Genomic DNA, 12,556 nt, shown 5'->3' with positions numbered 1-12,556 from the left:
CGGCTCGCGATCCTCCCATCGCGGGCCGCTTGCGCCGCGCATCGACGGCGGCAGAGCCTCCGACCGCCCCCGGTCGGAGGCTTCTTTTTGTCGATGAATCAGACCAGGCGGGACAGCGAGAAGCTGCCCAGGTCGATGGCCGAGCTTCCGTCCAGCGCCCATTGCGCGACGCTTTCGCCAATGGCGGCCGAATGCTTGAAGCCATGGCCCGAACAGGGCGAGACGACCAGGATATTGCCGTGTTCCGGATGCCGGTCGATGAGGAACATGCTGTCCGGCGTGGCCGTATAGATGCAGGTCGCGGTGCGGATTGGGCGGGGCGTTACATCCACCAGCCGGCCGCGCAGATGTGCGTCGAACATGCGGCGGCTGTCGCTTTCGGGAACCTGGCGCTCGATATGGTCGGGGTCGCTGGCTGCGCCATAGAATTCATCTGCCGTCTTGACGGAAAGCCCGTCGAGCGAGGGGAAACCGTAGAAGAAGCCGTCTTCGCTTTCGCCATGCGGCCACATGAAGACGGGTGAAGCCTGCCAGGCGGGGGTGGCGTCGGGAGCGAGGGCGAACCAGTGCATCACCTGGCGGGTGGGCTTGAGGATGCGGTCGAATGGTGCGCCGAGCAGACCAGGAGCCCAAGGGCCGGCCGACACGATAACTTCGCCGGCGAACAGGGTCGAGCCGTCAGCGAGGCGAATACTCGCCCCCGAAGGGCTGGCGTCGATGCCGGTCACTGTCTGGCCGAGCTGCATTGTGGCGCCCAGTTTTTCCGCGCGGTCGAGCTGTGCGGCCACACAGTTCTCGGGAACCAGATAACCGCCGCCCGGTTCGTAATAGCCGGTCTCGCTATCTTCCGGCGCCAGATTGGGGAAGCGGCGGCGGATCTCGTCGGCATCGAGAATCTCATGGGGAATGCCATAGCGCTCGGCGGCGGCCAACGACCGGCGGATAAAGCCGGTGCGGCCGGGGCGGGCGACATTGTCGTCATGTTCGGAGATGACGATGCTGCCCACTTCGTGGAACAGGGCCCGTCCGGTTTCGGCCTCCAACTGGCGCCAGATTTCGTGCGAGCGGGTGGCCAGGGGCACATAAGCCTCGCCCTCGCCAATGCCGCGGCGGGTAATGTGTGTCTCGCCGTGGGTGGAGCCGTGGCTGTGCGGGGGATGATAGCGGTCGATACCCACGACCCGGGCGCCGCGCCGGGCCAATTGGTACAGCGCGGCGCTGCCCATGGCGCCGAGGCCGATGACGGCGACATCAAATGTCTGGGGCATTTGCTGGGGCTTCCCTGGATGAATGCCGCCGGTCGAGGCGCGCGGTGAGGACGAGGGCGAAGAGGATGATGACGATGCCTGCCACGGTGGTCCAGGCCGGTATTTCTCCGAAGGCGAGATAGCCCGCAATGCTGGCCAGCACGATGGAGAGATAACCCAGTGGCGCCAGCACATTAGCCGGTGTCGCCTGATAGGCACGCAGGTAGCAATATTGCCCGATCTGGGCGAGCACCCCGATGCCGAGCAGCAGCGGCCAGGCGGACAGGGCGACGGGCTGCCAGGTGATGGCGGCAGGAATCGCGGTGAAGAGTGTGAGCCCGACAGTGTAGAAGACCATGAGAATGGTGGTGTTTTCGCCTTTGAGCGCCCTTGTCTGCACCGTGGCCAGCGAGCCGAAGGCGACGGCCGCCAGGGCGGCCAGGATGCCGGCATTCCAGGCGATTTCGCCCGGCGCAACCATCAGCAGCACACCGGCAAAACCGATGCCGGCGCCGACCCAGCGCCAGGGGCCGGATCGTTCGCCCAGCATGAATGTGGCCAGCGCCAATACCACCAGCGGCCGCATGAAGCCGATGGCATTGGCGAGCGCCAGCGGCAGGGCGGTCAGGGCGGCGAAATTGGCGTTGAGCGCCGCCGTATTGCAGAAGACGCGGAAGGCGTGGCGGCCCCAATGCTTGGTCTGGCGCAGCGCCTGCCGGTGCCGCCAGGCGAGGGGCAGGACACTGACCAGGCCCACCAGCGAGCGGATGAACACCATCTGCACGGCGGGATAGTCGGCCCCGCCGAGCTTGACCAGCACGGTCATCACGGTGACCAGTACCATGTCTCCCATGAGCCAGGCCATGCCGATACCAGGCGCGGTGTTATCAGGCATGTCAGGCGGGTTGCAGCAGATTGGCCATGAGACGGAAGGCCCCCGGCACCAGGCGGTCGAGCTGGTGGTGGAGAACGAGGCTGGTATGGGTGTGGCGGCCCTTGCCGATAGGGGCCGAGACGAGCGAGCCGAGTAGCGGCGTTTCGTCTGCATCACTCATCGACAGCAGCGGTTCATAGGCCTTGTCCCAGTCGGCGGCGAAATAGAGGCCGCGCTCCTTGTCCCACCCGGAAAAGTCTTCTGCCGTGATCCGGTTCGGACCGGCGAGCAGCGGGTGATCGGGCAGCAGCATGGTGACCGGTGCGGCCGGATTTGTGACGCGCCAGCGCAGGGAGGGCGAGCCGATAACGAGATGACGCGGCGGCGTCGAGTCGGGGTCCCAGCCATCGCTGGGGCGGTGGTAGAGCGTCACCAGATGCCCGCCGGCTTCGACCCATTCGCGTAGCCGGGGATTGGCGGCGGCAAGGTCGGGCCTGGTGCCGTAGGCGAAAATGCCGACCACGATCGTGTCCAATCCGGACAGCGGACCGGAAAGGGCTTCGGCATCGAGCATGATGGGATCGGCGCCCATGCGCGCCAGCCACTGCCCCACGCCATCGCTGCCGCCGCCGATATAGCCGACACGGGATGTGGGCAGGGTCAGGTCGAGCGCCAGCACATCGAGCGTCAAGGGCTGCACGAAGCGGGTGCGCCCGATATGTGGATAGGCGATCGGCGTCACGATATGGGCCGGCTGGCCATCGACGCTGAGGGGCAGGCTGTGGCGGCCCGCTTTCAGGTCGGGGCCTGCTGCCAGCGTGAGTCCGGAGTCGCCTCGCTCCAATGCCAGTCCGGGTGGCATTGCCATGGCCAGCCGCCCCGGGTCGATTTCGGGCTTGAGGGCGATGCTGTGCCGGCCATGGGCGGGTAGCGGCAGGATGAGTGCTTCGGGCGTCAGTTGCAGCGGATGGGGCGGCGCCACCTGCAAGGGCTCCTCGGTATCGACCCGAAACGACAGGCGCTCGCCGGCAATATCGGCATGCACGAGCAGGGACAGGGCGCCATTGCCACCCAGGGTCTGCCAATCGGGGGCGAAGGCATTGCTAGCGGGGGCATTGGTGCGGAGCTGCAGGGGCAGGATGGTTTTTGCCTCGGTCACGCGTCGGGCAGCAACCGGGTCGAGGATTGGGCCGGTGACCGGTTCGACCTCGATGCTGTCGGCAAGGCCCGGTTCGACCTCGACGATCAGGTCGAGGGAGGCGCCGGGTACGACATCGGCGGAAGAGAGGCTGGCCAGCACGCTGATATTGGCTGCCAGCGCCATGGCGGCGTCGATCTCCGCGAGCTTGCGAGTGAGGCGATGGCCATGGAGGGTTCGAGCGGTTTCCGTCAGGCGGCCTTCGGCGGCACGGATGGCGGCGCGGGCGGAGATGAGGTGCTTCAGCACTGCCGGACCATTGGGGAAGGCCGCTTTGGCCGCCGCCATGGCGGCATCGGCCTGGGCCAGCTCATCGAGCTCGGCCAGGTCGGCGAGCCTTGTGGGCAGGCCCGTCGTGATGTCGGCCTCGGTCGCGCCGCCAACCAGGTGTAGTGCCCAGGATTGTTCACCGGGATGGCGCCAATGGCCCATGTTCTGGCTGGCGTGATTGGCGCGGGACACTTCGCCCAGCCGGTCATAGGCAAGGCCGGTCGCAGCGTCCAGGCTGTTGGCGACTATGCTTGTCGTGGCCGCGGGCGGGGGCACCTCGTCGTCATAATAGCCATTGCCGCCGCCCGACCAGGCCGGCAGGTAATATTTGGCGACCCGCCAGGGCAGCAGGCCCTCGGAGCCATGTTCGGGGAAGGCAGCCGGATCGGCGGCCAGGGCCAGTGCCGCCTCCGCCGCCTGGGTCATCGCGCGGTGGTGTCCGTGCTGCCCCGGCACGTCGAGAAAGGTGGGAATGACGATATCGGGCCGGAACTGCCGATAGGCACGCACCAGCCGCTCGATCGTGCGGTCTTCGCCCCAGCGCGCCAGCGTATCAGGCCCCGATTTCGAGAAGCCGAAATCATACACCGGATCATCAGGGCCATGACCGAGCCAGGCAATGTCGGCGTCGATCACCCGCGCCGCTTCCTCCATCTCGCGCGAGCGCAGCACGCCTAGGGTGCCGCCACGTTCGGGACCGAGAATGTTCTGGCCGCCTTCGCCGCGCGTTGAGCAGGCCACCACGATGCGCATGCCATATTGGTGGCGCAAGGTGGCCAACATGCCATTGTGCTCGTCATCCGGATGCGCGCCGGTATTCATGGCGGTCAGCGGGGAGCCGAGCCGTCCGAGGGCATTGTGCAGGGCGATGAGGTGGGGATTGGCGGCCTGGCGGCGCAGCCGTTCGCGAGTGGTAAGCATCGGCAAATTTCCGAATCGAATTGAAAGATCAGCTGGCCGGATCGGCCACGCTGAGATGAGGCGATACCGTATCGAGCAGGGGCAGGGCGGCCGCACCCAATGCCGCGGTCAATTGCCCGGTCTGTCCGCGCAGCACGCGAGGTAGCGGGCGCTGCAGACGGGTTGCGACCGAGACGGGCAGGGGGTCCAGTGCGGCGATGACCGCGTCCAGCACTGAGTCAGGCAGGCCGCCTCCGAAAATCACGGTTTCCGGGTCGAAGATGTTTTCCAGCATGGCCACGGTGGGCGCCAGATAATCGGCGGCCATGGCGATCCAGTCCCTGAGGGTCTGGTTGTTCTCATCATGCAGGTGCTGGATGTCCTCGACGGTCGCGACATAGATGCCGGCCATGGCCAGTCGTTCGCGCAGGGCGAAGACGGAAACGAACCGTTCGAGCGCTCCGGCGGGGCCATAGACGCCCTTGCCCTTGCGGGGTGTCAGGCCGACATGGCCGATTTCGCCGGCATTGCCGAAAGCCCCCCGCATCGGCCGCCCGTCCTGGATCACGCCCAGGCCCAGGCCGACGCCGAAATAGAGGTAGCAGAAACTGCCCAATTGCCGGCCGGCACCGTAGAGGCGCTCGCCGACCACTGCCGCCGTGGCGTCGTTTTCCACCACGACATGCTGGCCGGTCGCCGTGGCAAAGAGCGGGGCAGGGTCCACTCCGGTCCAGCCCGGCAGGGTCGCCGGGCCCACCGAGCTCATGCCCTCGATCTCGAACGGACCGGGCATCACGACGCCGAGGCCTAAAAGCTTGCTGCTGTCGGCGCCCAGAGCGTCCTGCAACTTGCGTACTTCGCTGGCCGCCAGGTCCGGCACCACGTCCGGCCCGGGTTCATCGAGGGACACGATCGACTGGCCCCTTACGCCGCCGGACAGATCCAGCAGCACCGTCACCATATGGTCCGCCGCCACTTCGATGCCTGCCGTCAGCGGGCCATTGGGGTTGACGGCAAACTGGATGGGCGGCTGGCCGCGGCCGGAGCGCAGCCTGCCAAGCTCGATGAGCAGGCCCTCTTCGAGCAGCTCCTCGACGATGTTGGCGACGGCTTGTGGGGTCAGATGGGCCCGGCGCGCAATTTCGGTGCGTCCCAGATGCTCGTGCATGCGGATGACTTCCAGCACGACGCGGCGATTGTGCGCCCGGTTGCGCTCAGGATTGGAGCCGATGGCAACGCGCTGGCGCAGAATTCGCTTGCTGCGGCTGTTCACGATCGGCGGCCCTCCAATCCATTTGCTTACACGACATGGACAACTCAGACTAGCGAGCGAACAGAATAACTCAAGTAGATTATTTTATTGACAAGCCAGCGTCACATATCCGACGCTAAGCGTGGATTGGCGGTCGTGCGCCCGTCTCGCACCAGATATGGCCGTCGGACAGCCGACGGCTCAACGGAGGATATTGATGTTCACCAAGGCAAAGTTGGCCGGGCTCGCTGCCGGCATTAGCTTTCTGGCGCTGGGTTCCGCCCAGGCCGTAGAAATCGAGTACTGGCAGTATGTGTTCGACAGCCGCGTCCAGGCGATGGACAAGCTGATCGAGAATTTCGAAGCCGCAAATCCTGACATTACCGTCAAGCAGACCACCTTCCCCTATGCGGACTACCAGACCCGCGTCGTCGCGGCCAAGGTTGCCGGCCAGGGCCCCGATGTGGTCCAGCTTTTCTACGGCTGGCTCGACCAGTTCGTGGCTGGCGGCCTCATCCGGCCGCTCGATCCCGCGGTGTTCCCGCATGACGCAATCGAATCGGACTTCTTCCCCATCGTTTCGGCAATGAAGCGCGGTGACGACTATTACGGCCTGCCCACCGCCGTGCGCTCGCTGGCCCTGTTCTACAACAAGGCCATCTTCGCCGAAGCCGGCATCGAGCCGCCGACCACTCTGGACGAGCTGCTTGCCGCGGCCGAAGCCACCACCAAGCGCGATGGCGCCGGCAACATCACCTCGGCCGGTATCACCATGGACATGGCCGGGCAGGACCACCACTGGTGGCGTGAGAACCTCGTGCGCCAGTTCGGCGGCGAACCCTACGACGCCGAAGGCAATGTGGCCTACGATTCCGAGGCGGGCGCTGCCGGCCTCAAATTCTATACCGACCTCCAGACCGAGCATAATGTCGGCCTGCTGGGCTTCATGGACGAAGGTCAGGCGGCATTCCGCGCTGGCCTGGCGGCGATGACCATCGACGGCACGTTCCGTCTGGGTGCCTTTGCCTCGAACCCGTTCGAATGGGGCGTGGTCGAGCTTCCGGCCAATGCCGAAGGCGTCAAGTCGAACTATTCGAGCTATTTCGCCAACGCCATCGGCGCCACTGCCGAAGGCGAAGAGCTGGAAGCCGCCCAGAAGTTCCTGGCCTACATCTCCTCGCCCGAAGCGATGGAAATCTGGCTTGAAACCGTCGGTGAGCTCCCGGCTCGCCGCGATGTGGCCCTGACCGAGGCGAACCTCGCCGATCCGATCCTTGCTCCCTTCCTCAGCGGTCTCGAATATGCGCATACCACGCAGTTCTATGACGAAGCCGGCCAGCGCCAGGTTGCCATCGATATGGTCAACCGTGTGCTGCTCGAAGGTCAGGTCATCGAGGACTCGGTGAAGCAGGCTGCTGAAGCCGAGCAGGCCATCATCGACGCTGCGCGTCAGTAATCGAAAGCCTTCCCTCGACGCGGCCGGTGGCGGATATTCTGCCACCGGCCGATTGAAATCGCAGGAGCGAAAATGGCGTCAGTGCACGCATATCAGCAAACGGGACGGGTTCGCTTCTGGGACCGCCTGAACATCAGCACCAAGCGCGTCATCTGGGCCTGGACCTTCCTGGCCCTGCCCATCCTGTTTTATACGGGCATCCGCTTCTATCCGACATTTCAGGCCTTCTGGCTGTCGCTGACCAACTGGGACCTGCTGCGTCCGGCCCAGTTCATCGGCCTGGCGAACTATCAGAAGATGTTCGCCGATCCGATCTTCTGGAAAGTGTTCCAGAACACCTTTCTCTATCTGCTTGTCGGCACCCCGCTCAGCCTGCTGATCTCCTTCGTGATCGCCTATTATCTCGATCGCGTCCGCTTCATGCATGGCTTTATCCGCGCGCTCTATTTCTTGCCCTTCCTGACCACGGCCGCGGCCATGGGCTGGGTCTGGCGCTGGTTCTACCAACCCGTACCGATCGGCGTGATCAATAGCGTGCTGAGCACCATCGGCATCGAGCAGCAGCCCTTCCTGCGCTCGACGACACAGGCTCTGCCAGCCGTCCTCGTGCCGGCCATCTGGGCCGGGCTCGGCTTCCAGATCATCATTTTCATGGCGGGTCTGCGCGCCATTCCCGGCACCTTCTACGAGGCTGCCCGCATCGACGGGCTGGGCGACTGGGCCATCCTGCGCAAGATCACCATTCCGCTGCTCAAGCCCACCACCGTCTTTCTGGTCGTGTTCTCGTCCATCGGCTTCCTGCGCATCTTCGATCAGGTCTACAACATGACCACCAATGATCCCGGCGGACCGCTCAATGCGACCAAGCCGCTGGTGCTCATGATCTACCAGACGGCCTTTTCGTCCTACCAGATGGGCTATGCCGCTGCGCAGACCGTGGTGCTCTTCACCATCCTGCTCATCGTGTCCCTGCTCCAGCTCTATGTGCTGAGGGAAAAGAAATGACCGCCACCACCACCTCGGCTACCGAGCTGGCGGCTAACCGCCGCGACATCCGCCCCGGCCGCATCATCACCTGGACCCTGCTGCTGATCGGCGGGCTGATCATGGTGACGCCGCTGCTGTTCATGTTCTCGACCTCGCTCAAGACGGCGGGGCAGGTCTATGACCTCAAGCTCATCCCGGCCGCGCCGACCCTGGACAATTACATCAAGGTCCTGGGTGACGGCCGCTTCATGCAGTGGTTCCTCAACTCGACCTTCATTGCCATCACGGTGACGGCGTCCAACGTGTTCTTCGACAGCCTCGTGGGCTATACGCTGGCCAAGTTCGAGTTCCGCGGTCGCTACTTCATCTTCCTGGCGATCCTCTCGACGCTGATGATCCCCACCGAAATGCTTGTTATCCCGTGGTATCTGATGTCCAGCCAGCTGGGTTGGCTCAATTCCTACTGGGGCATCATGTTCCCCGGCATGATGACGGCCTTCGGCACCTTCCTGATGAAGCAGTTCTTCGAGGGCGTGCCCAACGACTTCCTGGAAGCCGCGCGGGTCGACGGGCTCAACGAATTCACCATCTGGTGGAAGATCGCCATGCCCATGGTGGTGCCCGCCATCTCGGCGCTCGCCATCTTCACCTTCCTGGGGAACTGGACCGCCTTCTTCTGGCCGCTGATCGTCACCACCTCCAAGGAGCTCTATACGCTGCCCGTGGGCATTTCGAGCTTCTCGGCCGAGGCTTCCATTCAATGGGAGCTGATCATGACCGGCGCCGCCATCGGCACCATCCCCACGCTTCTCGTCTTCCTGGCCCTGCAGCGCTTCATCGTGCGCGGCGTCATGCTGGCCGGCCTCAAGGGCTAAGAAATGACCGATCCACGACTATCCGACAGCTCGGTCTTTCCCGACCCCGTCTATAAGCAGACCGTGCTTGCGCCCCTGTTCGACGGGGCCAAGGACCACCATGTCGAGGGCTTCCGCGCCATCGACCGCGCCCATCTTGTCATGCTGGCCGAAACCGGCATTCTCGATGCGGCCCAGGCGGGTGACATTGCCCGGGCGCTCGACAGCATTGATGCTGAAATCGAACCGTCCAAGCTCGTCTATACCGGTGAGGTGGAGGACTTCTTCTTCCTCATCGAGAAGGAGCTGAAGCAGCGCGTCGGCCCCGATCTCGGTGGCCGGCTGCATACTGCCCGCTCGCGCAACGATATCGACCATACCCTGTTCAAGCTGGGGCTGCGCAGCCGTCTCAACGTGCTGATCGGCAAGGCGCTGGCGCTGCATCAGGCGCTTATCGCGGCGGCCGAGCGCGAGAAATCCACCCTGATCGTCGCCTATACCCACGGCCAGCCGGCGCAGCCGACTACGTTCGGCCATTACCTGTCGGCCATGGTCGAGTTCGTGGGCCGCGATATCGAGCGTCTGTTCGAGGCCTACGCAATCGTCGATCTCTCGCCCATGGGCGCCGCTGCCATCACCACGACCGGCTTCCCCACCGATCGGGCGCTTGTAGCCGAATTGCTGGGCTTTGCTGCGCCGCTGCAGAATTCCTATTCCTGCATTGCCGGCGTCGACTATATCACCGCCACCTACAGCGCCATCGAGCTGATGTTCCTGCATCTCGGCCGGCCCATCCAGGACTTCCAGGTCTGGACCAGTTTCGAGGTCGGGCAGATCTATGTGCCCAATTCCCTGGTGCAGATCTCCTCGATCATGCCGCAGAAGCGCAATCCGGTGCCCATCGAGCATCTGCGGCACCTGGCGAGCCAGACCTATGGCCGCGCCCAGGCCATGTTGACGGTGATGCACAATACGCCCTTCACCGACATGAATGACAGCGAGGGCGAAACCCAGGCCATGGGCTATCAGGCCTTCGACAGCGCCTATCGGGTACTGGACCTGCTGGCGGCGCTGGTGGCGCAGATCCGCATCGACCCGGCCCGGGTGGCGCAGAATATCCGCCGCTCTTGCATCACCATTACCGAACTGGCCGATAGCCTGGTGCGCCGCGAAGGCCTGTCCTTCCGCGAGGGACATGAAATAGCCGCGGCTGTCGCCAAGGCCGTGGTGGCCATGGGCGGCGACCTGGTCAGCGATGGCTACGCTCCCTTCACCCAGGCTTTCGAAAAGGCCACTGGCCGTGCCTCGGCACTGGATCAGGCGACCTTCGCCGAACTGGTTTCGCCCGAATATTTCGTGGCCGTGCGCACCCGCTATGGCGGTCCGGCGCCCGAGCCGCTCAACGCCGCTATCGACGGCTACAAAAACCAGGCAGCCGAACTTGCTGCCCGCCATGACAATTTGCTGGAGCGCCAGGCCAAGGCCGCGCGCCTGCTCCAGGAGCGCTTCGACGCATTGAAGGGAAAAGCCTGATGGCAAAGATCGAACTGCAAGGACTGGTCAAGACCTACGGCCAGACCCGCGCCGTACATGGCATCGACCTCACCATTGAGGATGGTGAATTCGTGGTCTTTGTCGGCCCGTCAGGCTGCGGCAAGTCGACGACATTGCGCATGATCGCCGGGCTCGAGGATATTTCCGGCGGCACGCTGCTGATCGGGGACGAGGTGGTGAACCAGCGCGAGCCCAAGCAGCGCAACATCGCCATGGTGTTCCAGAACTACGCCATCTACCCGCATATGACCGTGGGCCAGAATATCGGCTTCGGGCTCTATACGTCGAAGCTGTCCAAGGCGGAAAAGCAGCAGCGGATCGCGGAAACCGGCAAGATACTGGGCCTCGAGAAACTGCTCGATCGTCGGCCGGCGGCGCTTTCGGGCGGGCAGCGCCAGCGCGTCGCCATCGGCCGCGCCATGGTGCGCGACCCTGTAGCCTTCCTCTTCGACGAGCCGCTGTCCAATCTCGATGCGCAATTGCGCAGCCAGATGCGCATGGAGATCAAGAGCCTGCATCGCCGGCTCGGCACCACCATCGTCTACGTGACCCATGACCAGGTCGAGGCCATGACCATGGCCGACAAGATCGTGGTCATGCGCGACGGGCACATCCTGCAGGTGGGTTCGCCCACCGATCTCTATGAGAATCCGGTCGACATCTTCACCGCCCGCTTCATCGGCAGCCCGTCGATGAACATGCTGGAGGCCAACCTGTCCAAAGGTGCCCTTGCCATCGATGGCGTCGCCGTGTCCGGTCTGACGCTGCCGGCGCATGAAGGCAAGGTCACGGTTGGCCTGCGGCCGCATGATCTGGTGGTGGGCGAAGGCTCTAGCCCCGCTCTCAGCGCTTCCGGCCTGGTCGAGGCTGTCGAGCCGCTGGGCTCGGAAACACTGGTTCACGTGATGATCGGCAAGACCCTGGTCACGGCCACGGCGCCGGGCCGGGTGGTTCCGGCCGTCGGCAGCACCATTTCGGTACATGCCGAAGCCGGCGCCCTCTATCTCTTCGATGCCGCGAGCGAAAAGGCTCTGGGCCGGGCATGACGTCTTCGCCAAGGAAAGCCGGGGCTGTGCTCAGCCTCGGCCGCATCTATTGCGACATGGTGTTTCGTGGCCTGGGCGGCATGCCGCAACTGGGCCGCGAGCTTTTCGCTCGTGACTTCACCATGACCCCCGGCGGCGGGGCGCTTATCACGGCGGCGCATCTGTCGGCGAGCGGACGGTCATCGGCGTTGCTGGCGCGTTTCGGCACCGATTCCCTGTCCGTGGCTCTGGCCGGACAGATCGAAGCGCTGGGGTTCGATCTGCAATTTCTCGATCGGCATGAAACCGCCGGCCCGCAACTGACCGTGGTCATGGTCAACGACAATGACCGCGCTTTCCTGTCGCTGCGGGCAGGCCATGCCCGTCCGGCGAGCTTCGAGCGCGCTTTGGCCTGGTCCGAGGCGACGCATCTGCATATTGCCGAATATGCCACCCTGCATGAAATGCGGGACGCCATCACGGCTGCCAAGGCCAATGGCCTGACCGTGTCGCTCGACCCCAGTTGGGACGATGAACTCATCCGCGATCCGCTGTTTTTCGAGCGCAGCGCGGGCACCGATGTCTTCCTGCCCAATCAGGAAGAAGCCTATGCCCTGACCGGCACCGATGATCCGCATGCCGCGCTGGCCCTTCTGGGGCGCCATTTCCCCGTCGTGGCGCTGAAATGCGGTGGCGACGGCGCCCTGCTGGCCATGAACGGTGCCGTCATCGCATTGCCTAGTCCACAGGTCGAGGTCGTCGACACGACCGGCGCCGGCGATGCCTTCAATGCCGGCTTCCTCAATGTCTGGCTCGATGGCGCAAGCCCGGACGAATGCCTGTCCGCTGCGATCACCGCCGGTTCACGCTCCGTGCAGGCCTCGGGCGGCACCGGCAGTCTCGCCGCCACGGCATAATTCCAGTTTTGAAAGGGGCGAG

The 12,556-nt window shown here is 64.4% G+C and carries 10 protein-coding genes; 6 read left to right on the top strand and 4 right to left on the bottom strand.

Translation table 11 applies throughout. The features are described 5' to 3' along the window. Positions 1–98: 98 nt before the first annotated feature. The 4 genes from solA to NVV79_RS03980 are packed head-to-tail and all read right to left on the bottom strand — an operon-like array spanning position 99 to position 5,762. Complete coding sequence (solA, locus tag NVV79_RS03995; protein ID WP_303986533.1) at positions 99–1,268, bottom strand: N-methyl-L-tryptophan oxidase; 1,170 nt, start codon at positions 1,266–1,268, stop codon at positions 99–101. After that, complete coding sequence (locus NVV79_RS03990) at positions 1,252–2,142, bottom strand: DMT family transporter (RefSeq protein WP_303986532.1); 891 nt, start codon at positions 2,140–2,142, stop codon at positions 1,252–1,254. The genes solA and NVV79_RS03990 overlap by 17 nt, the downstream gene beginning before the upstream one ends. Position 2,143: 1 nt before the next feature. Further along, entirely contained in the window at positions 2,144–4,510 is a 2,367-nt protein-coding gene (locus tag NVV79_RS03985) for a PIG-L family deacetylase (protein WP_303986531.1), read from the bottom strand. Between the two features lie 28 nt (positions 4,511–4,538). Further along, positions 4,539–5,762 carry an ROK family protein gene (locus tag NVV79_RS03980; protein WP_303986530.1) on the bottom strand — a complete coding sequence of 408 codons (1,224 nt, stop codon included), beginning with the start codon at positions 5,760–5,762 and terminating at the stop codon, positions 4,539–4,541. A 196-nt stretch (positions 5,763–5,958) separates the two neighbouring features. Here NVV79_RS03980 and NVV79_RS03975 point away from each other — a divergent pair, with 196 nt between their 5' ends. The 6 genes from NVV79_RS03975 (at position 5,959) to NVV79_RS03950 (ending at position 12,534) form a co-directional block, all read left to right on the top strand. Continuing rightward, entirely contained in the window at positions 5,959–7,197 is a 1,239-nt protein-coding gene (locus NVV79_RS03975) for an extracellular solute-binding protein (RefSeq protein ID WP_303986529.1), read from the top strand. Between the two features lie 72 nt (positions 7,198–7,269). Next, positions 7,270–8,202, top strand: coding sequence for a carbohydrate ABC transporter permease (locus tag NVV79_RS03970; RefSeq protein ID WP_303986527.1), 933 nt, complete (start codon positions 7,270–7,272; stop codon positions 8,200–8,202). Next, a complete protein-coding gene (locus NVV79_RS03965) occupies positions 8,199–9,059 on the top strand; it encodes a carbohydrate ABC transporter permease (RefSeq protein ID WP_303986525.1) in 861 nt (286 codons plus the stop codon). The genes NVV79_RS03970 and NVV79_RS03965 overlap by 4 nt, the downstream gene beginning before the upstream one ends. 3 nt (positions 9,060–9,062) lie before the next feature. Next, complete coding sequence (gene argH, locus NVV79_RS03960; protein ID WP_303986523.1) at positions 9,063–10,571, top strand: argininosuccinate lyase; 1,509 nt, start codon at positions 9,063–9,065, stop codon at positions 10,569–10,571. Next, entirely contained in the window at positions 10,571–11,638 is a 1,068-nt protein-coding gene (locus NVV79_RS03955; protein WP_303986520.1) for an ABC transporter ATP-binding protein, read from the top strand. The genes argH and NVV79_RS03955 overlap by 1 nt, the downstream gene beginning before the upstream one ends. Then, entirely contained in the window at positions 11,635–12,534 is a 900-nt protein-coding gene (locus tag NVV79_RS03950) for a carbohydrate kinase family protein (protein WP_303986518.1), read from the top strand. Before NVV79_RS03955 ends, NVV79_RS03950 begins: the two co-directional genes overlap by 4 nt. The last annotated feature ends 22 nt before the right edge of the window (positions 12,535–12,556 follow it).

This window comes from Devosia ginsengisoli (assembly GCF_024707105.1).
Lineage (GTDB): Bacteria > Pseudomonadota > Alphaproteobacteria > Rhizobiales > Devosiaceae > Devosia > Devosia ginsengisoli_A.
The sequence above is the reverse complement of the archived record's forward strand: the minus strand, read 5'-3'. Positions and strand labels throughout refer to the sequence as shown.